The sequence below is a fragment of the Streptomyces sp. NPDC007901 genome, assembly GCF_042959465.1.
Classification (GTDB): domain Bacteria; phylum Actinomycetota; class Actinomycetes; order Streptomycetales; family Streptomycetaceae; genus Streptomyces.
In genome coordinates, this window is sequence record NZ_JBIBKW010000008.1 from 248,998 (window position 1) to 273,423 (window position 24,426).

Here is a 24,426-nt window from a genome sequence, read left to right on the forward strand (position 1 = left end):
TCATTTCCGCGCCTCGGCGCTCCGGGCGGTCGCGGTGGCCGCCTCCGTCCTCGCGCGAACAGCGCCGGTCGCGGCCCCACCGGCATCGTGCACTCCGACGACGCCTTCCTCGGCCAGGTCGGCGATCCGGTCGTCGTCGTATCCCAGTTCGGCGAGGATCGCGACGGTGTCCGCGCCCACTTCGGGCGCGCGGCCACGGGCACGCGGCGCCCCGTCGGCGACGATGGGTGTGTTCACGATCGTCGGTTCCGCGAAGCGCTCCTCGTCGTGCACGAACAGGCCGCGTACGGCGAACTGCTCGTCGGTGAGGATGTCGCCGATGCCGTTGACCGGGCCGCAGGGGACACCGGCCGCACGGAGCGCGCTCATCCAGTGATCCCGTGGAGCCGCGGCGAAGCGTGCCTGGATGATCTCCGCCAGGGGCACCCTGTGCAGGAAGCGCTCGTACTCCGTGGCGAAGCGCGGATCGTCGCGCAGATCGAGCTCCAGGACGGCGCAGAGCGCCTCCCACGCCCGGTCGACCGCACCGAGCACGAGGGTGGCGCCGTCTGAGCAGGTGAACGCCTCGTAGGGGGCGGCCAGTCGGTGTGCCGTGCCCAACGGGGCCGGTTCCACCCCGGTCGCCACGTAGTCGGCGACCTCCCACAGCGACCAGGCGGCCACCGAATCCGCGAGCGCGACGTCGACGTACGCACCGCCGCCGCCGGCACGTGCGCGCAGCAGGGCGGCCAGGACACCGATCGCGCCCCACATTCCGGTCCCCACGTCGGACACGGGGAACCCTGCCTTGGCCAACCGCCCGTCGGTGGTGCCGGTGACCGACATCAGCCCGCTGTAAGCCTGCGCGATCAGGTCGATGCCCTTCGCGTCGCGCATCGGCCCGAACTGCCCGAAACCCGAGATCGAGCAGTAGACGAGGCCGGGGCACTCCGGACGCAGATCCTCGTAGCCCAGTCCGAGCCGCGCCATCGCGCCCGCCCGGAAGTTCTCCACCAGGACATCACTGCGCTGTGCCAGGGACCGCACGATGTCGGCTCCCGCCGGCGACTTCATGTCGACCGCGAGGCTCCTCTTGTCCCGATGAGTCAGGTCGAAGGGGATCGGTCTGCGATCCGGGCCCATCCGTCGTGCGCGCATGCGGTCACCCGTGACCGGTTCGATCTTCAGGACCTCCGCGCCGAGGTCGGACAGGACGGTCGTGCAATAAGGGCCGGCCAGGGCCCCGGTCACATCGAGGACCCGCACACCCCGTAGGAAGGCCGGGCCGGGCTCGGCGGACTCCGCGGTCGCTGTCATTGCGCCCCTTCATTGGAGACTGGTCCGCAATACGGACCAGTGGACCGTCTTGTGAACCCCTGGCAAAGTTAGGCCTGGGATTCCGGGAGCGTCAAGCGGGTGGGACGGGGGCCCTTGGTCCCGCGAGCCGATGTTGTCCCGCACCCCGCTTCCGGAGGCGTTCTCGCCCAGCGGCTCTTCGAGACCGGGCGCGACGGGGGCACGGAGATCCGCACCGTCTCGACGGACCCGTCCAGGGCGGGGCGGCCCCGGCACACCGTCCCGCCGGTGTGGGAGCATCACGGGGAGAGGCGCCCAGCGAGATGCCCGGAAACGAAGCGAGGACGATGCGAAGCGTCACCACCGCACTGCAGGTACTGGAAGCCGTGGCGGTCAACCAGCCGGTCGGGTTGAGCGCACTGACGCGGACCCTCGGCCTGCCGAAGACCACCGTGCAGCGCAGTCTGGCGACACTCGCGGAGTCCGGCTGGATCGAGCAGCAGGCGGGCACGGGCCGGTGGCAGGTCGGCGTCCGGGCCTTCGTCGTCGGCAGCGCCGTCGGCGCCCGCGGAGGACTGCACTCTGCCGCGCTGCCCACGATGAGGGACCTCGGTTCCGAAGTCGGCGAAACGGTGCACCTGATGGTTCCCGCCGGCCGGGAAGTCGTCCTCGTCGAGCGGGTCGACAGTCCCCAGCCGGTCCGAGCCGTGGCACCCCTCGGGGCACGGGGACCGCTGCACGCCACGTCGAACGGCAAAGCCGTCCTCGCCGCCCTGCCGCAGGAGGATGTGGACGCGTACATCGCCGGCGGCCTGCCCGCGGTCACCCCGCACACGATCACCGACCCCGACCGACTCCGGGCCGAGCTCCGCGCCATCACCGAGGCCGGCTTCTCGGTCTGCCGGGAGGAACTGGAGGAGGGCGTCGTCTCCGTCGGCGCCGCCGTCCACCCCGGACACGGGCGGCCGGTCGCGTCACTGTCGATCTCGGGCCCCAAGAGCCGCATGTCTCCCGAACTCCTCACCCCGTACGGCGAGAAGGTCCGCCTAGCCGCAGAGGCCATCGCCTTCGCCCTGCCCGTCGGCGCCGACGTGCCCTGACCCGGGTCCGGAGCGCACGGGTCACGGCCGGCGACGGTTACGCAGGCGCCAAGGCGTACAGCCGCGCCGGCGGGGTCCCGCGATCTCGCCGGGGCTTGTCCGCCCCTTCGGCTTCGGCGTCGTCGGACGCCACGCCATCAGCTCCGCTTCAACCGCGCAATCGGATCCTGGTAGTCGGGCCGTCCGCGGCATGTGGCCGCGGTACGCCTCAACTCTCGCGGGATCGCGCGGCGACCTGCCCGGCCACCACGCGGTCCCGCACCCTCCCACGTCCCGGTCTCTGAGCAGCACGGCCGGCGCGCACAAGGGGAAACAGTGATCGGCCGACTTGGCACGCGGCCATTGACAAACCCTTTTCGTCGCTGTTTCGTGGACCCCACAACTTGAAGTATCAGATAAGGCGATCTGAAATTCCAGAGTTGGCCTTCCCCACGACGGCACCCCCTGGGCGGACGCCCGAGCCCCTCGCGCGCGAGACCACGGACGACGCGACCATCCCATCCGAGCTCACCCCCCACGGAGCACACCATGACTGCCCCTCCCCCGGTCCGGACACCCATACCGTCGCCTGCTCGAGCGCACTGCCCAGCGACCTGACGCATCGCGCCCGCGTCCCGGGCGAGGACCTGATCGCCTTCCACGGAAAGCAGGCATGCCGCTCTGTCCGGCCGTTCAGCCGTCCCCGGCCTTCGAGCGGCCGACATCGATCGACCGGGTGACGGCCGGAAGAAGGCGGCGACAGACGTACCCGTCGCAGCCCCCTTCGTACCGGAGCCGTAGCAGGCGGCCTGCCTTGAGCCACGCACAACCCATCGCCGTCAGCAAGAAGGAAAGTGAGAGGAAATTGGCACTCCTAGAGGGCAAAGTCGCGATCGTTACGGGCGGTGGCCGCGGCATAGGCAGAGAGCACGCCTTGGCACTGGCCGGCGAAGGTGCGGCCGTGGTCGTCAACGATCTCGGTGAGTCAGAGTTCAACGGCGAAGGCGACTCGAACAGCGGGCCGGCCGAGGAGGTCGCGCAGGCCATTGTCGCCGCCGGCGGCCGAGCCGTGGCCGACACCCACGACATCTCCGACTGGGACGGCGCCGGTGCCCTGGTGCAAGCGGCGTTGAAGGAGTTCGGACGACTCGACATCGTCGTCAACAACGCCGCCATATCGCGTTTCGGAACCATCGACGCCATCTCACGGCTCGACTGGGAGCGAACCATCGCGGTCAACCTCACCGGCACCGGTGCGGTCTCCCATTGGGCTGCCGCCCATTGGCGTGAGACGGGGCCGCAGCCGGGGCGCAGCATCGTCAACATGACGTCCGGCGTCGGGCTCAACCCCTGGCCCGGCAACCCCATGTACACCGCCGCCAAAGCCGGCGTTGCCGCCCTGACCGTCCAGTGCGCGCTGGACCTCGCCGAGCTCGGCGTCCGCGTCAACGCCGTGGCACCGGCCGCGCGGACGCGTGTCAGCGCGACCGTCGCCCCCGATCTCATGAAGCCGGTCGAAGAGGGCTTCGACCGCATGGCCCCGGACAACGTGGCGGCTGTCGCCCTGTATCTCGCGTCGCCGCTCTGCCCCTACACCGGCCGGGTCTTCGGCATCGTCGGGGACGATCTGACCGTGTTCGACGGCTGGACTGTCAGCCATCACCTCAACAACGCCGAGCAGCGTTGGACCCTGAAAGGTCTGCAGGCCGCACTTGCGGACGTTCCGTTGCAACAGGAGCTGACAGCACAGGCGGTGACCGGCGTGCAGGCCGCGTCGTCGCCGCCGCAGGAAGTGCTGGCGGCACTCGCGGCACTCGAGAAGCCGTAGCCCCTGAAGCACGAGCGAGCCGCGCCGGTCCAGTCGTGATCAGAGGCGGTCCTCCCGGAAGGCCCGTGATGGCGGTCCTCTTGGATACGCGAATGTCCTTGGGGACCGCCATCACAGCTTGATGGCCCCTCGTCGAGGGCCGGAAGCCGGTGACGTGTGCTCAACAGAGGCTGCGTCAACACGCTTACCCACCACCGATCCGAGCGCCCCGTCCCTGGCAACACGGACGACGGGGCCGCGCCTCAGTACGCCCTGCCGGATCATACGAGAAATCCATGGTCAGACGCGGGACCAGCACAGGAAATCGGCTGCCGAACCTTCTCCACCGGGATCTCGGCGTGCCGGCTCGGCAGGTCGCTGGGGCGGCTGGGCAGCCCCGGTGCTCACCGAGCCCATCCAGCCCGGCGACGGGCAGGGTGCCGCGGCCGAGCCGACCGGTGCCCCGTGTTCCCCTCGGCGAAAAGGCGGTGGGCGAGCACACCGTCAGATTCTCATGGAAAACCCCGACACGAAAGGCACAACAACCATGGAATCCCCCTACGACAAGATCGGGAAGGTCCCGGCGTTCACGCTGAAGAGCAGTGACGTACAGGACGGCGAAGTTCTTCCGATCGCACAGATCAGCAGCCGGATCGGTGGCACCGACACCTCCCCGCACCTGAGCTGGTCGGGTTTCCCCGCCGAGACCAAGAGCTTCGCCATCACCGTGTACGACCCGGATGCGCCGACGGCGAGCGGGTTCTGGCACTGGGCGGTCGCCGACGTCCCGGCATCGGTGACGGAACTCCCGGCAGGGGCGGGCGACGACTCCGGCCCCGGTCTGCCGGCGGGGGCCTGGCAACTGGCCAACGACGCGGGCCTGAAGCGCTACGTCGGTGCCGCACCGCCTCCCGGCACCGGCGAGCACGTGTACTACATCGCCGTGCACGCGGTCGACGCGGAAAAGCTCGACCTGAACCCGAATGCCACCCCGGCATACCTGGGGTTCAACCTCTGGATGCACACCCTCGCGCGTGCGGTGATCACCGGACGGTTCGCCGCGCAGTCACAGGAATGACGCGCAATCCGAGGCAGTGAAGAGCCATGTCGACAGACCGAACGCCCCGTGCTGACGCAGCTCGGGGCGTTCGCTGCAGGAGCAGGGCCTTGAAACGCACGCTTCCCCAACGCGGTCCCGGAGCTGCGCCGGCCCTCACGCTGAAGCCTGATCAAGTCGACCGGCAACGGACACCTGCGAAGCTCGGCAGGTCGGGCACACGTGGCCGGTCCGGCGCAACCGATGCCGATCAGGTCGCACCGCCTCCACAGGTGTCCAGCCCCTGCTCACGAAGCCTCCTCGAGCCTCACATGCGTTCCGAACTCCCGGTTGTGGTAGGTCAGAGGTGTACTGGCGGTGCTGTCCGCAGCCACGACATCACCGAACACCACAAGGTGGTCACCACCGTCGACCAGGCGTGCGACCCGGCAGTTGAGGAACCCGGCAAGACCCGGAAGGCGTGGCAGGCCGGAGTCGTCGTACCAGGCGACGTCAGCGAACTTCCCCGTTCCGCCCTTACGCGCGAAGTGTGCCGCGAGAGCGGCCTGCGTACTGCTGAGGATGTTGACTCCGAACGTGCCGCTGACACGAACGACCTCAAGCAGTTGCGAGCGCCGGTCGAGCGAGACCAGCACCATGGGCGGGTCCATGGACAGTGACGTGAAGGCGCTCACGGTGGTTCCGTACGGCAGGCCTTGCCCCCGGGTGGTGATCACCGCGACCGGCGTGCACACGACGGCCATGGTCTCTCGGAACGCGGTCTGGAGCGGGTCCGCGATGCGCATGGTCATCCGCCCGCCCCCGCGACCGCCACTCCCGCGGACTGGCCGTCCCAATCCAGGTATGACCAGTTCGGGTCGCACGCTGTCACCCTGGCACGCAACCCGTCGGTGGTCGAGGAAACGCCAGGCACTGCATCCGGCATCGAACGGCCCTCCTGTCTGCGACTTTGGTGCCGGCAAGTCGACCCGGCAGCCATCAAGGCACATTTGATGTGTCACAATATAAACTCTGACACTTCAGATGGGAATGGCTCAGACGGGTCGGAGCAAGAATGTTCTTGCAACCAAGCGCGACACCACAGCCCGGCCCCCCGGCGCCGAACGCCGGGCGACTCCAAGCGCTTCCGGGAAATCGAGGCCGCCCAGTCCCTCCGGCGCGGGAAAGCACCTGACATGACAGATCAGCGCAGTTGACGTAGCACCGAGCGCATGAGAGATGCTAGCTTCGAAGTAGTGTGAGAAGCGGAGATCGTTACCGACAGACGAAGGTGACACATCGTGGTCGTTTACGAGCCTGAGGCAATTCCGCTGCGCGAGATCGCCTACCGTCGCCTCCGCGAGGACATCCTTTCGTGTCGCCTCCCCCCTGGACAACGGATCACCGAGCGCCAGATCGTCGCTGAGACCAAGCTGGGCATCTCCGCTGTTCGCGAGGCGCTGACGAGACTGGACCATGAAGGACTGGTCGACACGCAGCCTCGCCGGGGGTACAGGGTGAAACCGATGACACTCAAGGGAGTCGACGACCTTTTCGACTTCTGGGAGCTCCTCGGACCGGAGACGGTGCGCCGCGGTATCACCGGAGCCCCCCGGGGGCAGCTCGACCGTGTGGTCGCGGGGTTTGAGCAGTTCCTGGAGCTGGCACCCACCGGCTTGCCCAGCCGCGAGTTGACCCAACGGTGGCTCGAACTTTCGGAGGACACGTTCGCGGTACTGGTGGACGCCACGGACAATCCCTACATCATCAGTGCGTACCGTGCCGTGGCCGGCGAGCTGAGGCGGGTGCTGTCGCTCCTCAACGATGCAGTGTTGATCTTCTCCGTCTCCCCTCAGTACATAGCGGGTTGGAGCGAGGCGCTCAGTCGCCGGGACGGCGAAACGGCCGCCGAGCTCACACGCAAGTACATCCAGCAGTCACACAACCGCGTCCTTCACACACTCGCACGGTGGCCATCGGTCACCACCACGGAAATCGTGCCACTGCGTGATTCGGCTCTGTCGGAGATCTTGTTTGCCCCGTGAGGCGCTGCTGGTTCGAGTGGAGGTGGGAGACCTTCGCCAACGCCGTGTCGCAGCAGGGTTGTTGAAGCCGGGGGGCGATCCGGGTGGTGTCGGGTCCTTGCCCCGGCACGCCGCATCCGGCCGTGGTGGCAGGGGCTGACGCCACCGACGACCGGGACGGGGCGGAGCCGTGGTAGTACCCCGAGGCCAGGAAAGCCGGTCGCATGGGGGAGGGCGGCACCGCGATGGGCACGCCGAGCACGTCGGCGGCGATGCCCCCGCCCGCCGGCGGGGACGCGCATCAGCACATCGCGACCGTCACGCTCATGCCCGGCCGGCTACGCCGCACCCCACTCATGGGCGAGGGCTGCCGCCTCACCTCGGGAGTTGACGCCCAGCTTGTCGAGGATCTTCGCCACGTGGAACTTCACCGTCGACTCGCTGATGTGCAGTTCCTGGGCGATGTCCCGGTTGCGCCGCCCACGGGCCAGCTGTCCCAGCACCTGAAGCTCCCGTGCCCCCAGTCCGGTCAGCGGGTCCTGGCGCGGTGTGTCGGGTGGTGTGAGGGGAACTTCGATGGTCACCGTCGTGCCCCACTCGGGTATCGAGTCCACCTCGAACCGCCCGCCGAGCGGCGTCAGCCGGTCGATGACCTTGCGTGCGTCGAGAGAGCTCCGGGACAGGGTTCCGGGTCCGTCGTCCCGTACGGTGACCCGCAGGGCGTCCGCATCCACTTTCCAGCCGATGTGGATCCGGCTCACCTGACGACCCTCCGGCCCGTGCCCCTCGTCCTCCAACGAGGCGTGCACGGTGGCCCGGACCGCCGAGGACGCCGTGTTGACGACATCGCCGGGCAACAGCCGGTCCACGCCTTCCTCCGCGCCAGGGGTGCCGAGGTCCAGCCGTACGCCGCGGGCGCGCAGGATCCGGCGCAGCGAGTCGGCGAGCCGCTCGAAGGCCTGTCCGGCCCGTTCCTCCACCAGTGCCTGGTCGAGTTCGGCGTGTGAGCGCAGTTCGGCCTGGGCGGTGACGGCGAGGTCGATGGCGCGTATCCGGGCGTTGGTGTCGTCCAGGCCACGGTCGCGCAGGACGCCGAGCAGCGCGGTCAGCGCGGCGCCGTGGGCGTCGCCGAGATCGGAGATGGCCACGGCGCGTGCGGAGGCCGCCGCGCGCGACACGCCCAGCGTCACGGGGATCGCCTCGGTGCTCAGTCCCTCCCGGTGCGCGGTCAGCAGGTCCCACAGCGCCTGGGCGTCCGCCAGGTGCTCCTGCTGTACGGGGGTGTCCTCGGTCCGTACGAGCACCAGCAGCGCACCCTGCTCGGTGATGTCGTTGGCCAGGGCCAGCACGGGCACGTCGACGCCCGCCATCCTGGCCCGGCCCTGCCAGCTTCCCTCGGCCGGCACCAGCAGCCGCAGCGCTGCCACTTCGGCGGTGGTGATGGCCGAGCCGGGTTTGCCGGGGGACTCCCCGTGGACCTTGAACGGCGCGTACGCGCAGTTGGCGGACAGATCGGCCAGCCCTCGGTGGGGAATCGCCCCGGCCAAGGCGGCGGACAGGCGCGGCAACGTCTCGATGAGCGGCGCCCGGATCACATCGACAGCGGCCATCAGGTCCATGGCCACCAGCCTAGCCAGCCCACCCCGTACTTCGGCTGTCCTTTCGGCCAGCAAAAACCGTCCGAAAGGACAGCCGAAGTGAAGCCGTCCCTGCCGAGGATGGAGTCGTTGCCCACGAGCCGCTTCCCCGGCGGCATACGCATACAACGGGATGTGACATACATGAAGGCGATCGTGTACGCGGAGTACGGCGGCCCCGAGGTCCTGCGACTCGCGGAGGTCGAGGAGCCGCACGCAGGCCCCGGACAGGTCCGGCTGAAGATCGTGGCCGTAGGCATCAACCCTATCGACTACAAGATTCGCCGCGGCTGGTTGCAGCAGATGATCCCCGTGACCTTCCCCGCCGTCCCGGGCTCGGAAGCGGCCGGCATCGTCGACGAGGTCGGTGAGGGAGTCACCGGCGTCTCGGTGGGGGACGAGGTGCTGGGCTTCACCGTCACCGGCGCCTACGCCGATTACGCCCTGGCCACGGACTTCGCGCCCAAACCGGCCGGCCTCGAGTGGGAGTCGGCCGCCGCGCTGCCCGTCGCCGCCGAGACCTCCCACCGGGTGCTGGACGCCCTCGGGGTGACGGACGGAGAGACGCTGCTGGTGCACGGGGCCGCAGGCGTAGTCGGCTCCGTCGGCGCCCAGCTCGCCGTGGCCCGCGGCGCCACCGTCATCGGAACCGCGTCCGAGGCCAACCACGACTATCTGCGTTCCCTCGGTGTCACGCCCGTCACCTACGGCGACGGCCTCGCCGACCGAGTCCGCGCCGCCGCCCCGCAGGGCATCGACGCCGTGTACGACGCCGCGGGGTACAACGCCCTGGAGGTGTCCATCGACCTGCGCGGCGGCACCACCGAACGTATCGTCACCATCGCCGACATGCGAGCCGTCGAACTGGGCATCCCCATCTCCGCCGAGGCCAGCAGCCAGTTCGGGCCGACGCTCGCCGGCTACGCCCGCCTCGCCGCCGACGGCCGGCTGCGCGTCCGTATCGACCGGGGCCTCCCCCTCGCCGACGCTGCCAAGGCCCAGGAACTGAGCGAAGCCGGCCACCCGCACGGCAAGTTGGTCCTTCGCCCATAACCACCTGCGGCGGGCTACCGCCGCCTGCCCGGGGAGCACCACGCTCGACGCCCGTGTCCACGGGATCGCATCCCCCGGCCCGGGGGGATGCGGCAGAGGCCGGACCGGTTGACTCAGGCCGATGTCTCCCGGTCCAGCCGTGCTGTTACCTCGATCAGATCGGGTAGTGCCGCTCCCCCGACTGGATCGTCACCCAGCGGAGTTCGGTGAACTCCTCCAGCGCCGCCCTGGAGCCGAAGCGCCCGAAGCCACTGGCACCGACGCCTCCGAACGGCATCTGCGGCTCGTCGTGGACCGTGGCGCCGTTGATGTGACAGATCCCCGACCGGATCCGGCGCGCCACGTCCAGCGCGACTCCGCCGTCCCGGCCGAACACCGCGGCGGACAGCCCGTACTCGGTGTCGTTGGCCTTGGCCACGGCATCGTCGATGCCGTCGGCCTCGATGATCGAGACGACCGGCCCGAACGACTCCTCGGCATAGATCCGCATCTGCGGTGTCACGCCACGAAGAACGGTCGGCTGGACGAAGAGCCCGTCCGCATCGCCACCGGCCAGCACCTCGGCGCCGTGCGCGCGGGCGTCCTCGACCAACGCGAGCACATGGTCACGGGCCTGCGTGTGCACAAGGGGACCGATCTGGGAGGACGGGTCATCGGGCGGTCCGACGACGAGTTTGGCGGCGCGATCGGCCAGGCGTTGGCTGAGCTCGTCGGCCACCGTACGATCGACGATCACACGCTCGGTCGACATGCAGATCTCGCCCTGGTTCATGAACGCGCCGAAACTGGCCGCCGCCGCGGCGGCCTCCAGGTCGGCGTCGGGCAGCACGACCAGAGGCGCCTTTCCGCCCAGTTCCAGCACGACACGCTTGAGGTGGCGACCAGCCAGTTCGCCGATGATCCGGCCGACCCGCGTCGACCCGGTGAAGTTCACCCGAGCCGTGGCGGGATGAGCGACCAGGGCCTCGACGATCTCGGCGGCGTCCTCGGGCGCGTTGGTGACCAGGTTGACGGCCCCGGCCGGCACGCCCGCCTCGTGCAGCACGTCGACGATCGCGGCCTGGGTGCACGGCGTCTGCTCGGACGCCTTGAGTACCACGGTGTTGCCGTAGACGAGCGGCATCGCGATCGCCCGCACGCCAAGGATCAGCGGTGCGTTCCACGGTGCGAGGCCCACGACGACCCCGGCCGGCTGCCGGATCCCCAGGGCGGTCAGCCCCGGCACGTCGGACGGGATCACCTCACCGACCGCGGAGTACGCCTGCGCCGCTGCCTCGACGAGCATGCCCTTGGCGACGTGCACGTTGAACATGCACCACGGCCGGGTCGCCCCCATCTCCGCGCCCATGACCGCGGAAATGTCCTCGGCTCGCGCCTCCAGCAGCGCCGCCGCCCGCTCCAGAACCGCCCGGCGCCGGGCCGGAGGAAGTCCTGACCATGCCTGAAGTGCCCCGGCAGCGGCATCAACCGCGCGGCGGGCGTCGGCGGCCGAAGCGGCCGCGACCCGAGCGATCGGCTTGCCCGTCAGTGCCTCCCTGGTGTCGATGTACCGCTCGGCCTCGGCCGGGACCCGGCGCCCGTCGATGAACAGGTCGCAGGTCGGGGTGGCGGGCTTGGGTTCGGTCCCTGACATTGGTGTCTCCCTTGACAAGACGGGCTGCCCGCCACGCCGACGAACAGTGACCGCGGGTATGTGACATCGCGCCGACAACCGCAATGGCGCTGCTTGTTCGGCGAACGAGGAGTTCCGGCCGGATGGTGGCCGAGTGGCCACAGTGAGGAATCAGAATCGGAAGTCGGTCGACAGGTCAGGCCGCGGCCGATTCCTTCGAACGTTCAGTTCGGACCCTCCGGTGCTGCCACGATTTCGTTCCGGAGGACACCGATACCGGAGACCTCGATCTCGGTCACGTCACCGGGAGCGAGAAAACGCGGCGGTTTGGCGGCCAGGCCGACCCCGCCCGGCGTCCCGGTGACGATCACATCGCCGGGAGCCAGCCGGGTGAACCCGGTGACGTACCGCAGAATGGCCGTGAAATCGAAGATGAGGTCGTCCAGTGTGGCGTCCTGCCTCACCTCCCCGTTGACTCGGGTGGTGAGCCGCACCGACCCGAGGTCGTCGAATTCGTCCATGGTGACCAGCCAGGGGCCGAACGAACCGATGCCGGCGAAGTTCTTGCCCGGCAGCCACTGGCTGTTGTGCAGCTGCCAGTCCCGCACGCTCAGGTCGTTGTAGCAGGACAGGCCCGCGATCGCCGCCCGCGCGTCGGCGTCCGTCTCGATCGCCGACACATGACGTCCGATGACGATCGCGACCTCGCCCTCGTAGTCCAGCTGCTTCGAGTTCGGCGGATGCACGACGGGGTGTCCGTGGCCGACCTGGGTGTCGGCGAACCGGCTGAAGACGGTCGGGTGCTCCGGTTTCTCGGTGTGCCCCGTCTCCTCCCGGTGGTCGACGTAGTTGACCCCCACACAAAGGATCTTCGCGGGGTCGGGGACCGGCGGCAGGTACTCGATGTCCGCCAGTGGGTGGGTGACCGCACGCCGCTCGCTGAGCCGCTCCAGCGGACCCAGCAGGTCTCGCTCCAGCAGCTCGCGGATCGAGGTCGCGTCCCCGGCGAGTGCCGCGGCACCGTCGATGACCACGTCACCCGACAGCACACCGAACGACTCCTCGTCACCGATGCGATACGTCAACAGCTTCATGAACGCCTCCTTCGCGCTCAGCCGCCGCGTCTCGGCGGAACGGACCTACGCGAGTGCCTGATTCCCGGTCTCCAGACCCACGTATCGACCGCGGTGGAACACCAGCGGCTGCTCCCCCGGAACCGCGTCGAAGTCGACCGCTTCCCCGATGGCGACGAAGTGGTCGCCGTGCTCGTGCACGGCCGTGAGCCGGCAGTCGATCCACGCCGCCACCCCTTCCAGCACCGGTGAGCCGGTCACCGGTGCCGGACGCCACGACAGGCCGGCGAACTTGTCGCCCCCAGGCTTGGCGAGGGCGTTGGAAACGTTCTCCTGCCGCGCGGTGAGCACGTTCACGCAGAAGGAACCGGACCGGCGTATCCGGGTGAAGCTCGTCGACGAGACTCCGGGCAGAAACCCGACCAGCGACGGGTCCGTCGACACCATGATGAGGCTGCCGACGGTGAGCCCGACCGGTTCGCCGCCGTCGACGGCGGTCACCACGGCGATGCCGCTCGGCACCACCGACAGCACTTCACGGAAACGGCCGGGATCCTTTCGGACCTCGCCGTGCGCCGGTTCGGAATTGTCAACCACGGAACTCTCCCATCCCGTGATCGCGGCGTTCTCCGCGATCACGATGGCCGTTGTGTCGATGTTGGCGGCGGGCAGGCCAGGCATGGCCCAGGCCTCGGCGGCCCGGACTCCGTCCGCCCATCGGACGCGCGGCTCCGGATCCATGACCGCCGCGATGCCGCCATCGAGGAGATTGATATGTCAGTGCATCATAATTGAAACCTCAGGTGCTGGGTAGAGTCCCGGGTGTTCTCGCGGACAACGACCTTCCCCGCGTCATGTCCGAGATCGCGCGGTGCCGCCGCGGCCGAGGCGGCAGCAGACCCCGGCCCACGATGGCGACGCGGGGACGGGGCTTGACGCCTCACACGTCCGCCGACGAGCCGGACGGGGATCCCGGCGTACGTGTTCACCATCGTGTTCAGCATCGCGTTCTCCGCGATCACCGCATCGTCGGTGAGTTGCCGGCGCGGCCGTGCGTGCCGTGTCCGAACCCGAGGTGGTCGATCGGATCACGGCGGAAGTCGACCCCGTCGGCGCGCTCCCGCTTCCGCTCGTCACTGCCGGCGTGCGGGCTTTGGCGTGAGCGCGCCGACGAGGCTCAGCTCAGCAGGTAGCTGTGGAAAAGGCCGCTCGGGTCGTACTTCGCACGTAGCTGCTCCAGGCGCTCCAGATTCTGGGGCGCCATGAACGGAGCAGGGCGATTGACGAGGTTCTCGTCGGCGAGCATGATCCCTACCGAGTACGGCTCGAGCCGCCGCATGTGCCCGGTCGCCCACTCGATGCAGTGTGCGTCATCCTTCTCGTCGTCCCAGACGGCGACCGGCGATATGTAGAGCGGGGCCTGCAGTGAGAAGGCGCCGTTCGGCACGTCCGCGTCGTGCCACGGATAGAAGCCGATGTGGCACTTCGGGTTGGGAAAACTGTCGAACAGTTCCTGGAACTTCGGCACGAGCGTGGCGGGAGACTCGTGCGTCCACATGCCGTCCACGCAGTAGCGGCCAGGGACAGCCGCCGCGCTCATGAAGGCGTAGAGCTCGTCGAAGGAGGCCGGCTTCGCGTAACGGTGCTCCAGTGCCCGGTCGATCGCCGGACAGGTCTCGAACGGAGCGAGCGCGTCACGTCCTTGCTGCTCGGTGTCGGTGAAGGAGACCGCGAACACAAGCAGGAGGCGCTGGTCGAGGCCGGGCGGTGTCGCGCACATCAGGAACGGCTCGACCGACCGGGGCAGTGAAGGCCCGGTCTCCAGGAACCACGGAAGCACGTCGTCGAGCGCGTCCATCGGATAGGCGTAGAGGCTGGACAGAATCGACGCGGGCAGCGGATGGAGGTCGAGGTAGAAGCGTGTGACGACACCGAAGAAGCCGGAACCCGAACCACGGGCGGCCCACATATAGTCCGCGTTGGTCGTGTCATCGCAGTGGATGAGCTCCCCGTCGGCGGTGACCACGTCGATGGCCCGCACACTCGAGCAGGCCATTCCCATCGCCTGGCCGTTCCAGCCGAAGCCGCCCTGGAGCAGGAATCCGCCCAGGCCGACACCCGGGCAGTGGCCGCCGGGGAAGAAGAGCCCGTGCTCGCGCACCGCCGCGCCGAAGTCGTCCCCGGTGACGCTCGGCGTCACCGTCGCCGTGCGCGCCTGCGGATCGATCGTGTACTCGCAGAACTCCGAGAAGTCGATCATCAGCCCGTCCCGGACCGACGACGCGGTCATGCTGTGGCCGCCACCGCGCGCCTTGACCTTCAAGCCCTCCTTGCGCGCACGACGCACAGCCTCGACGACGTCCTGCTCGTTCTTGACCCGGACTATGACGTCCGGATACCGATTGGGCTTCAGCTGGTGCCAGACCGCAGCCTGCCGCGCGGCCTCGTACCCTTCGTCGCCCCTTCGCCAGACATCGCCCGCGACGACGGGGTCCGGTTCGCTCTGTCCAACCATGGATCTCCTCCTTGAAAGGTTGCGGAATTTCACGGTCCCCACACCGCTGGACGGCGTGAGCGAGGCATCGGCGGCCGGGAAGTCCGTCCGCCCTCGCGGGCGCGCGGCTCCGAATCCACGACCGCCGCGCCGGCCCACCGAGCACACTGGTGTACTCGCGGTCGAGCCCGGCGGCCGAGGGCACACCTCGGCGAAAGACCAACCGCCTTGCCGGCTCCTTGGTACGCGGGGAGAAAGAAGAACCCTCGGGCCGCGAGTCCGTCGACGGGAGAGGGCCGGGCCTGTGGTCTCCCAGTGAGCACGAAGGCAGCAGCGACCCGAGCACGCCATCCACGACGATCGGGCGTGATGTGTCACATCTTACTTACTGATACCCTTAGGGAACAGAGTCTCGTGTGTTCTCGCGGATCATGACGGCCTCGACGTCATGTCCGAGATCGCGCCCTGCCGCCGCTGCCGAGGCGGCAGGGCCGACAACGACGTCGCGGGAAAGCGGCTTTACGCGTCACACGTCCGCCCGCACCGGCAACGCGGCCACAGGGCAGACACCGGCACCGACAACCGCGGCATCCTCCCTGTCCGCCGGCACCTGCCGGTTCTCGTACACGAAGGCCACCCAGCCCTCGTCGTCAGGACCGTGAATCGTCGGCGCCCGCTCTCGGCGGAGGCCGTGTCCTTCACAGCGCTCACGGACCACCTCGACGCGCATCAGGCCGCGTTCCTCGCCACGAGCCGGACGGGGATCGCGGCATACGTGTTCACCATCGTGTTCTCCGCGATCACCGCATCGCCGGTGAGCTCGATGCGCTCGACGGACTCCAGCAGCGCGTGGATCAGCGCGTGCAGCTCAAGGCGGGCGACACCCTGGCCGGCGCAGCCGTGCGTGCCGTGTCCGAACCCGAGGTGGTCGATCGGATTACGGCGGAAGTCGAACTCGTCCGCGCGCTCCCACTTCCGCTCGTCACGGTTCGCGGAGGCGGTGAGCGGCCACACCCGAGCGCCTCGCGGGATGGCCACCCCGCCGAGCTCCGTGTCACGCGCGGTGACGCGGGTGAAGCCCCGGAAGGGACTCTCGAACCGGACGACCTCGTTGATCGTGGAAGCGACCAGCCCGGGCTCGGCGCGAAGCGCTGCCCACTGGTCCGGGCGCTCGGCGAAGATGACGAGCAGATGGCCGATCGCCGCGGCCGTGGTCTCCAGCGAAGGACCGATGTAGTCGATGAACAGCAGCGGGCACTTCTCCGGGGAGATGACACCCTGATCGGCTGCCTCGAGCATGTCCGCGCAGATGGTGCCCGGCGTGACCTCCCGGTTCTTGGCGAGCTCATGATTGAACTCGAGCATGCGCATGGACATCTCGATGTTGTGCGGAGTGCGCTCTGTGACCGGGCCCAGCAGGTCGGTGCCCACCTTCGCCCACTCGTAGAGCTTGTCCCGATTGCGGTCGGGGAGGCCGAGGAAGTCGGGGATGACCGACATCGGCATCGCCTCGGCCAACTCCTTGACACCGTCGATCTCGCCCCGGGACACGACTTCGGCGACCAGGCTCCGTGCCTTCTGGGTGATCTCCTCGGTACGACCACGTATGGCACGGGGCTTCAGCCCGGCCGCGACGACGGAGCGCAGCAGGTCGTGCTCCGGCGGGTCGCTGGCGAGAGTGGTGCCTCGGATCATCTGGTTCACCTCGGCGTTGATTCCCACGCCGTCGCCGGAGATGAACGACGCGTGATCGGCCAGCGCGGCTTTGACCTCGGCGTAACGCGTGATCACGTACACGTCCGGTTCACGCAGCCGGACCACGGCGCCCAGATCCCGCAACTGTCGATACTGCTCGTGGCGAGTGCGCTGATCCGAGGTCGTGAACATGTCGATGTCTGTCATGGGTACAACGGCCACGGTTCCTCCTTGAACTACGCGGCTAGGGGCATAAACCTTGGGATGGGTGTCGATTCACGAGCGTTTCCTGGCAACCTTTCCGACGACGTCCATGAGTCGCCGGGAGCCGCTCGCGGCGAGCACGGCCCGCTCGATGGGGGCCTTGACCAGGCGGTCGACCGGGGGGAGCCCACCGGGCTGTCGGCTCTCGCGGCCCATCCGGGGATTCGCGGTGCAGCGGATGGGCATCCCCATGATCATGCGGCGCATGCACTGGTTGTGGTAGTCGCACTGGACGATGTCCTGGACGCGCCCGTCGCGGATCTTGTTCGCGTACTCGGGGTCGGCGAGCAGCGGACGGGCGAGCATCACCGCGTCGGCATGGCCTTCGGAGACGATCTGCGCTGCGCCTTCGGGGCTCTGGACGCTGCCGATGATCAGCGGGCAGGACAGGGCTTCGCGGAAGATCTTCGCCTCTCCGTGCGCGACCGTCGGCGTGTCTGTCTCCATGTGGTCCATCGCCTCGTAGTTGCCGTCGGTCAGGGCCACGTAATCCAGCCCCGCGCGCTCCACGTGCCGCGCGATGGCCGCGAACCCCTCGGGCCCCTGGCCGCCTTCGACATGCTCGTTGGCACTGATGCGCAGGCCGATCGGGAACGAGTCCCCCACCTGCTCGCGAATGAGGCGCACCATGTCCACCAGAACCCGGGCGCGATTCTCGACACTCCCGCCGTAGTCATCGGTACGCCAGTTCGACCTGGGCGAAAGAAACGACGCGAGGAAATAGCTCATCATCGCGGCGACCTCGACCCCGTCGAAGCCGGCCCGCTGTGCGCGCACGGCGGCCATGGCCATTTCCTCAGCGATCTGACGAATCTCCTCGACCGTCGCCTCCCGCGGCGTCGGGGTGGCCACCTCGAACGGGGCGATGACACCTCGGGGCAACCTGCCCGGCTTGACCACGACGTTCTTGGGACTCGCCGCGATGAGCGGCAACTTCGAGGAGGGCTTGGCCATCGTCCCGAACGAGGCGGTGAGCTCGGCGAAGATCGGCGTCCCATGGGCGTGGACCGCGTCCGTCACCTGCTGGAGGTCAGGCACGAAACGATCGTCATCGAATCGGAGGATCGCCTTGACCCGTGATTCGGCGTAGGCGCGGCGAGTCGCCGTCGTGCCGCCCAGGATGATCAAGCCGACGCCGCCCTTGGCCCGCTCACGCAGAAACGCGATCGTCTGCTCGCTCGGCCGACCGTCCGGGCGCGCCGACAACGCCGCCATCGGGGCCATGACGATCCGGTTGGCGAGCGCCACCTTGTTGATAGCGAGCGGGGCGAACAGAACAGCGGCCGACTCGGCGTTGTCAGTCATGAAATCCCACCTCTTGATGGTTGATGCCTCATGAATCCTTGTTGGTTGATCCCGGCCGCGGGACCAGCCGGCCGAAGTCGCATCCGGCCCCGGCTCACCAGGGCGCCCTTCGGCGAGGTGACATCGACCCCGTGTTCACGCAGCTGCGCGGCCGGACCGAAGCGCCTGAGCGCAGCAGCAACTGGGCCGAGCCACAGGTGCCAGCGGAGAGCAGGACCTCCCGCGACGCGCGAAACCGGTGCCGCCGACTACCGCCCAGGACCTCGATCCCCACGGCCCGGCCCACTGCCAACGACAACCGAGTCCGCCAGGACGCCGGTCGGCAGGGTGAGGTCGGCCCCTCGTTTCAGCCGCGGGCGCAGGTACGCCGCTGCCGTGTTGTGCCACCTGCGACGGCGAGGAGTGGCCTCGCCCTGACCGGACCCCGCGGCCTCTCCGGCCTGAGTGTCGGCCGGGAAGGCGTGGTCGAAGGTCGAGAACAGCCTCGTCCAGGCGGCGCCCGTTGGGACCTCGGGTAGCCGGTTCGTCCCCTGGCAGCGGGAGGCCGGCAGGAGGTCGGCGTACCCCCGCCTCCTGGCGCCCCGGGTGACCCCGCCGTCACGGTCGAACTGGTGCCCTCGCACACGGTTGTTGCCGTTGATCACTCCAGAGCCCCCGACGAGCCGGTCCCGCAGTGGGGCGGTGTCCGGCCACCCGGAACCGGCTCGGGCTCCGTCTCATGCCCCTGGCTGAATCCTGCTCTCCCCGGCAGAAGGCCATGCCACAGGTGAACCGGACGAGCAGGTGGCGATTCGCGGCCGGCCCGGCGTCGATGGGCGGCACGTTCATCGAAGTAACGGCTGACACTCGAACGGCAGGGACGCAGCCCGCCGTGCCGGCGCCGACCACCACGTAGCCGTGCTTGCGGTCGAGCAAGGCCGACCGTGCACCCCGGCCGTAGATCAACTTCATTGTCGCTCCTTGCCCGGGTCAGCGAAGGATCTCGGACCGCAGTCCGAACAACCGTTGACAAGTTTTCGTACAGCGAAGGTATCTTTGATGTGTCAGCCCGACAAGGTTGATGTGTCAAAATCCCGGAGTGAGGTAGCTGGGCACGGGAAGCCCTCGGCGGACGGCCGAACGACTTCGCCCTACAACGCCCTCCTGAGGCGACCAGCGCTTTCGAGCTCAAAGGAGAGAACGATGACCGTCACGTCTTCTGGTCCGGACAGCGGTACCGGCTACGGCCGTCCCGCCTCGTCGCACGATGCCCGTCTGACCGAGGTGGGTCCGGGGACACCGTTGGGCGAGGCGCTGCGCCGCTACTGGCACCCGATCGCCTCGTCGAACGCGCTGACCAGCGACCTGCCGCACCGCACCCGCGTCCTGGGCGAAAACCTGATCGTCTTCCGCGACGGCAGTGGCCGCCCCGGCGTGGTCTTCGAGCGCTGTGCGCACCGTGGCAGCAGCCTCTTCTACGGCCGCGTCGAAGAGGACGGCATCCGCTGCTGCTACCACGGCTGGAAGTTCGACGTGCAGGGCCACTGCCTGGAACAGGCCTGCGAGCCCGACCGCGGTCGGCGTCGCGAAGTCGCCCGCCAGCCCTGGTACCCGGTCGAGGAGCGCTACGGCCTCGTCTTCGTCTACATGGGCCCGCCGGAGCACAAGCCCCCGCTGCCGCGCTACGACTTCTTCGAGGAGCTCAGCGAAGGCGAGGCCATCTTCGCCGAACTCCCCGCCCCGGGAGCCAACGTGACAGGACTGGTCTCCGACTTCAACTGGCTGCAGGCCTTCGAGAACGCTATGGACCCGGTGCACGCCATGTGGCTGCACTACACCCACAGCGGCCCGCAGTTCGACGGGGTCGGCACGACCGGAGCGCCCCACTCGTTCTACGACCCCTACACCGTCTCTGACAAGATCGAGTACTACAAGACCGAGCACGGGGCGGGGTACCGCCAGCGGTACGAGCAGGAGCTGCCGGACGGCACGACCGTCGGACGGTACTGGAGCCCTGAGGTGCACGTACCCAACATCATCGCGCTGCCCGACTTCGTGAACTCCGCCCCGGACCAGCCCCATGACTGCCTGATCTGGATCGTGCCGGCCGACGACACTTCCCACAGGGCTTTCATGGCGGTGCGGGCGACAGGAATCGACCGAATGCTGCGGGTCATCGCCAGCATCAAGCAGAACGGCAAGCAGTTCTGGGAGCTGACCGAGGAAGAGAAGCAGCGCTTCCCCGGCGACTTCGAGGCCCAGGGCTCCCAGGGCCTCATCACGCAGCACTCCGAGGAGACCCTGGCCACCTCGGACAAGGGTGTGGTGATGCTGCGCCGCCAGCTGCTGCAGATGGTCGACGACGTCGAGGCCGGCCGCACCCCGCAGAACGTCGACAGCGGCGAGGCCAAGCCACGCAGGTCGACGGCGGGTACCTTCACCATCGGCGCGGCCACGCCCGTCGCTGCCTCCTGACCGGGGTCGATCGATGACGACTACCTGGATCGACGCGGTCGTCACCGACCGAACCATGACGACCCCGCGCGTGGTCGTGCTGAACCTGGAACCGATCGACGGCACCCCGTTTCCGGAGCACGAGGCCGGGGCGCACATCGATGTGCTGCTGGGCCCGCTCGGGTCCGATACCGCGCTGGTCCGGCAGTACTCCTTGTGCGGCGAGCCCGGCAACCGCAAGCGGTACCGGATCGCGGTCCTGCGCGAGGAGCAGTCCCGGGGCGGGTCGGCGGCGATACACCGGCTCGAGGTCGGAGACCACGTGCAGATCTCGGCTCCGCGCAACAACTTCCCGTTGACGTCGGCGCGCCGGCACCTGCTGTTCGCGGGCGGGATCGGCATCACCCCGCTGGTGGCAATGGCCCAGCAGCTCGACGCCACCGGCGGGGACTACACACTGCACTACTGCGCGCGCTCCGCCCCGGAAGTCGCGTTGGCCGAGTTGTTCGCCGACCACCCACGGGTCGTCCTGCACCTGGACGACCAGCCGGACGACCAGAGACTCGGCCTGCGCCGGGACCTCGGGCCCCCGGCCGAGGACACCGCTGTCTACGTCTGCGGCCCGGGCCCGTTCATCGACTACGTCCTCGACGGCGCCCGCGAACTCGGCTGGCCACCGAACGCACTGCACAAAGAACGCTTCACCCCGACAGCGACAGCCGCCGACGCCGGCCCCGGTGACGGATTCACGGTCCGGCTGGCCTCCACCGGCGCCGAGTACCACGTCGCGCCGGAGGAGAGCGTCCTCGACGTCCTGCTCCGCAACGGCGTCGACGCGCCTTCGTCCTGCCAGCAGGGCATCTGCGGCGCATGCGTGCTCCGCGTCCTCGCCGGTGAACCGGACCACCGCGACGACGTCCTCACCGACGAGGAACGCGCCGACGGACTGTTCGCCACCTGCTCCTCCCGCGCACTGGGCCACCACCTCGAACTCGACCTGTGACCCCACACCCCCCACCCCGCGAAAGGGATCCCCCGTGACCGCCCCACCCCCGACGACCGTCGACGACGCCGAAGCGGCCTTGCTCAAGGCCCTGCTCGCACCCACCGCCGAGCCCCTACGGGAATTGCTGCATCCGCAGTTCGTCGTCGTCCACTCCCCTGTCGGACTGATCCACGACAAGGAGCAGTTCCTCACCGACACGGCCAAGCGCCCCACACCCCACGGCATCAAGATCCTGACCTCCACCGTCCGCCACTTCCCCGGCATGGCGACGGTGAGCTGCCTGCAGGAGATGCTCATCCCGTTCGTGCCCGACACGCCCCCCTTCGCCATCCAGCAGGCCGTCTCCCGCGTCTGGGTCCGCGCCGACGACGGCTGGCAGCTCGCGCACCTGCAGATGGCTCGGCGTCTGCCGCCCGGATGAACCACACCGGCCGGTCCCCGTCGGCCGGCCGTCACACCCTCGATCCGAATACACCCCCCAGCAGGAGACGCACATGACTGCCACCTCATCGCGGGCACTCCCGCCCCCCAGGCACGCCCACCCCCTCGTCGGCGGTGCGGCATGAGGGCCCCCCTGACCTACGAGGCGGCCCGCGCCGCCGCCGACGCCGTACTCACCGCGGGCCGCGCCGAAGGACTCGCGCTCGCCGTCGCCGTCGTCGACCGCGGCGGCATCACCCGGATCCTGCTCGCCGACGACGGCGCCGGACCCATCGCCATCGAGACCGCCCGCCGCAAGGCCTACACCTCCGCCGTCACCGGATTCACCACTGCGGCGTTCGCCCAGTTCGCCGCCAGCCCCCAGATGGCCGTCGCACCGCCCCACCTCATCGACCCCAACCTGCTCCCCGCCCCCGGCGGACTCCCGATCACCGTCGACGGCACGGAAAACATCGGCGGCATCGGCGTCGGCGGCGCCGACGGCGAAACCGACGACCGCATGGCCGCCGTCGCCGCCAAGAGCATCACCGACCTGCTCGCCTGACCGACCGACCCCCAAGGATGTACAGACCATGACGACTGTCCGTGACGTGACGTACGAGCTGTTGCGAACACACGGCCTGACAACCGTCTTCGGCAATCCGGGCTCGAACGAGCTGCCCTTCCTCGCGGGCATGCCGGACGATTTCCGGTACGTCCTGGGGCTGCACGAGGGCGCGGTGCTGGCCATGGCGGACGGCTACTCGCAGGCATCCGGCGGGCCCGCCGTGGTGAACCTGCACGCCGCGGCCGGAACCGGCAACGCGATGGGCGTGCTGACGAACTCGGTGTACTCGCACACCCCGCTCGTGGTGCTGGCGGGCCAGCAGGTCCGCAGCACCGTCGGGCAGGAGGTGGTGCTGTCCATCGTCGAGCCGGAGACGCTGCTGCGGCCGCTGGTGAAGTGGAGTTGCCAGCCGGCCTGCGCCGAGGATGTGCCACGGGTGATCAGCCAGGCGATCCACACGGCGACCCTGCCGGCCCAGGGCCCGGTGTTCGTGGCGGTGCCGTACGACGACTGGGCCCGCGAGGCGCCCGAGGAGACGGCGCACCTGCTGCGCCGCCGGACCGCCTACGGGGGCTGTCTGAGCGCCGACCAGCTCGGCGAGCTGGTGACCGCGCTGGACGAGGCGGCCAGCCCCGTGCTCGTGCTGGGGCCCGAGGTCGACGCCTCGGGCGCGAACGGCGAGGCGGTGCGGCTCGCGGAGGCCCTCGGCGCACCCGTGTGGCTCTCCCCGTTCTCGTCGCGCTGTTCCTTCCCGACCCGGCACCGCGGCTTCCGCGGCGTGCTCCCGTCATCGGTGCGGGGGGTGACGCAGGCACTGGCCCGGCACGACCTGATCCTGGTGATCGGAGCCCCGGTGTTCCGTTACCACCAGTTCGAACCGGGCCCCTACCTCGCGCCCGGTGCCCGGCTCCTGCACGTCACCAGCGATCCGGGCGAGGCGACTCGCGCTCCGATGGGTGAGGCCTTCGTCGGCGCGAGTCATGACACCCTCACCAGGCTGGCGGACGCCGTCACCCCCGACCGGCGTCCCCAGCTTCCTCCCCTGCCCGACTTCCCGGTACCAGCGGCGTCGAACGGCAGGGTCCACCCGGAGCAACTGTTCGCCGACCTGCGTGCGCTCGCGCCCGCCGACACCGTCTGGGTGACGGAGTCAACCTCCACGACAAGCGCCTTCTGGGCGCAGACGGACATGCAACACCCCGGCAGTTACCTGTGGCCGGCGGCAGGCGGTCTCGGCTTCGGTCTGCCCGCCGCTGTCGGCGCCCAACTGGCCCGCCCCGAACGGCAGGTCGTCGCGCTCATCGGCGACGGTTCGGCGAACTACGGGATCACGGCGCTCTGGACGGCCGCCCAGTACGACATCCCCGTCATCACGGTCATCCTCAAGAACGGGACCTACGGGGCGCTGCGCTGGTTCTCCGAAGTCCTCGACGTCGGCGAGGTGGCCGGGATGGACGTCCCCGACATCGACTTCACCCTGCTCGCGCGCGGCTACGGCATGAACGCCACCTCGGTGAGCACGCCCGAGGACTTCGCCGCGGCGTTCAAATCGGCCCTCGGCAGCGGGAAACCCACCCTGATCGAAGTCGAAACCGAACGCACCCGGCCGTGATCGCGGTCCGGCCGGCGCGGAGCGGTGGCCGAC

21 protein-coding genes are annotated in these 24,426 nt (G+C 69.1%); 10 read left to right on the plus strand and 11 right to left on the minus strand.

From position 1 onward, the window contains the following. A complete protein-coding gene (locus ACFZDK_RS26585) occupies positions 1-1,296 on the minus strand; it encodes a CaiB/BaiF CoA-transferase family protein (protein WP_365792946.1) in 1,296 nt (431 codons plus the stop codon). A gap of 326 nt (positions 1,297-1,622) precedes the next feature. Between ACFZDK_RS26585 and ACFZDK_RS26590 the strand changes: the two genes are divergently transcribed. From ACFZDK_RS26590 to ACFZDK_RS26600, 3 genes are all read left to right on the plus strand, one after another. Then, positions 1,623-2,375: an IclR family transcriptional regulator C-terminal domain-containing protein gene (locus tag ACFZDK_RS26590; protein WP_390976198.1), complete on the plus strand. Its 753-nt coding sequence runs from the start codon at positions 1,623-1,625 to the stop codon at positions 2,373-2,375. A gap of 793 nt (positions 2,376-3,168) precedes the next feature. Next, positions 3,169-4,182, plus strand: coding sequence for an SDR family NAD(P)-dependent oxidoreductase (locus ACFZDK_RS26595; RefSeq protein ID WP_390976200.1), 1,014 nt, complete (start codon positions 3,169-3,171; stop codon positions 4,180-4,182). A 526-nt stretch (positions 4,183-4,708) separates the two neighbouring features. Then, entirely contained in the window at positions 4,709-5,239 is a 531-nt protein-coding gene (locus ACFZDK_RS26600) for a YbhB/YbcL family Raf kinase inhibitor-like protein (protein WP_390976202.1), read from the plus strand. 266 nt (positions 5,240-5,505) lie between these two features. Here ACFZDK_RS26600 and ACFZDK_RS26605 read toward each other — a convergent pair whose 3' ends face one another. Continuing rightward, positions 5,506-5,961: a flavin reductase family protein gene (locus tag ACFZDK_RS26605; protein ID WP_365792954.1), complete on the minus strand. Its 456-nt coding sequence runs from the start codon at positions 5,959-5,961 to the stop codon at positions 5,506-5,508. A 537-nt stretch (positions 5,962-6,498) separates the two neighbouring features. Between ACFZDK_RS26605 and ACFZDK_RS26610 the strand changes: the two genes are divergently transcribed. After that, entirely contained in the window at positions 6,499-7,242 is a 744-nt protein-coding gene (locus tag ACFZDK_RS26610) for a GntR family transcriptional regulator (RefSeq protein ID WP_365792956.1), read from the plus strand. A 317-nt stretch (positions 7,243-7,559) separates the two neighbouring features. Here ACFZDK_RS26610 and ACFZDK_RS26615 read toward each other — a convergent pair whose 3' ends face one another. Further along, the gene (locus ACFZDK_RS26615; RefSeq protein WP_365792958.1) at positions 7,560-8,840 is read right to left on the minus strand and encodes a LuxR C-terminal-related transcriptional regulator; all 1,281 of its coding nucleotides are present in this window, start codon (positions 8,838-8,840) and stop codon (positions 7,560-7,562) included. Positions 8,841-9,002: 162 nt separating this feature from the next. Here ACFZDK_RS26615 and ACFZDK_RS26620 point away from each other — a divergent pair, with 162 nt between their 5' ends. After that, a complete protein-coding gene (locus ACFZDK_RS26620) occupies positions 9,003-9,911 on the plus strand; it encodes an NADP-dependent oxidoreductase (protein WP_365792960.1) in 909 nt (302 codons plus the stop codon). Positions 9,912-10,065: 154 nt separating this feature from the next. Here ACFZDK_RS26620 and ACFZDK_RS26625 read toward each other — a convergent pair whose 3' ends face one another. The 8 genes from ACFZDK_RS26625 to ACFZDK_RS26660 form a co-directional block, all read right to left on the minus strand. Continuing rightward, positions 10,066-11,544, minus strand: coding sequence for an aldehyde dehydrogenase (locus ACFZDK_RS26625; protein ID WP_365792962.1), 1,479 nt, complete (start codon positions 11,542-11,544; stop codon positions 10,066-10,068). A 203-nt stretch (positions 11,545-11,747) separates the two neighbouring features. Continuing rightward, complete coding sequence (locus ACFZDK_RS26630) at positions 11,748-12,617, minus strand: fumarylacetoacetate hydrolase family protein (RefSeq protein WP_365792964.1); 870 nt, start codon at positions 12,615-12,617, stop codon at positions 11,748-11,750. Positions 12,618-12,662: 45 nt separating this feature from the next. Next, positions 12,663-13,337 (minus strand): flavin reductase, encoded by a 675-nt coding sequence (locus ACFZDK_RS26635; protein WP_365792966.1) that lies wholly within the window; start codon positions 13,335-13,337, stop codon positions 12,663-12,665. Between the two features lie 436 nt (positions 13,338-13,773). Further along, complete coding sequence (locus ACFZDK_RS26640) at positions 13,774-15,111, minus strand: FAD-binding protein (RefSeq protein ID WP_390976207.1); 1,338 nt, start codon at positions 15,109-15,111, stop codon at positions 13,774-13,776. A 505-nt stretch (positions 15,112-15,616) separates the two neighbouring features. After that, a complete protein-coding gene (locus ACFZDK_RS26645) occupies positions 15,617-15,820 on the minus strand; it encodes a ferredoxin (RefSeq protein WP_365792970.1) in 204 nt (67 codons plus the stop codon). Further along, positions 15,820-17,007, minus strand: coding sequence for a cytochrome P450 (locus ACFZDK_RS26650; protein WP_365792972.1), 1,188 nt, complete (start codon positions 17,005-17,007; stop codon positions 15,820-15,822). The genes ACFZDK_RS26645 and ACFZDK_RS26650 overlap by 1 nt, the downstream gene beginning before the upstream one ends. A gap of 54 nt (positions 17,008-17,061) precedes the next feature. Further along, positions 17,062-18,354, minus strand: a complete 1,293-nt coding sequence (locus ACFZDK_RS26655) for a hypothetical protein (RefSeq protein ID WP_390976209.1) — start codon at positions 18,352-18,354, stop codon at positions 17,062-17,064. 94 nt (positions 18,355-18,448) lie between these two features. Further along, positions 18,449-18,640 (minus strand): GMC family oxidoreductase N-terminal domain-containing protein, encoded by a 192-nt coding sequence (locus tag ACFZDK_RS26660; protein ID WP_365793124.1) that lies wholly within the window; start codon positions 18,638-18,640, stop codon positions 18,449-18,451. Between the two features lie 896 nt (positions 18,641-19,536). Here ACFZDK_RS26660 and ACFZDK_RS26665 point away from each other — a divergent pair. The 5 genes from ACFZDK_RS26665 (at position 19,537) to mdlC (ending at position 24,393) form a co-directional block, all read left to right on the plus strand. Further along, positions 19,537-20,808 (plus strand): Rieske 2Fe-2S domain-containing protein, encoded by a 1,272-nt coding sequence (locus tag ACFZDK_RS26665; protein WP_365792976.1) that lies wholly within the window; start codon positions 19,537-19,539, stop codon positions 20,806-20,808. 13 nt (positions 20,809-20,821) lie between these two features. Beyond that, on the plus strand, positions 20,822-21,790 hold the full coding sequence (locus ACFZDK_RS26670) for a PDR/VanB family oxidoreductase (protein ID WP_365792978.1): 969 nt from the start codon (positions 20,822-20,824) through the stop codon (positions 21,788-21,790). A 34-nt stretch (positions 21,791-21,824) separates the two neighbouring features. Then, positions 21,825-22,214: a nuclear transport factor 2 family protein gene (locus ACFZDK_RS26675; RefSeq protein ID WP_365792980.1), complete on the plus strand. Its 390-nt coding sequence runs from the start codon at positions 21,825-21,827 to the stop codon at positions 22,212-22,214. Positions 22,215-22,355: 141 nt separating this feature from the next. Then, positions 22,356-22,778, plus strand: a complete 423-nt coding sequence (locus ACFZDK_RS26680) for a heme-binding protein (protein WP_365792982.1) — start codon at positions 22,356-22,358, stop codon at positions 22,776-22,778. A gap of 28 nt (positions 22,779-22,806) precedes the next feature. After that, entirely contained in the window at positions 22,807-24,393 is a 1,587-nt protein-coding gene (gene mdlC / locus ACFZDK_RS26685; protein ID WP_365792984.1) for a benzoylformate decarboxylase, read from the plus strand. Positions 24,394-24,426 lie beyond the last annotated feature (33 nt).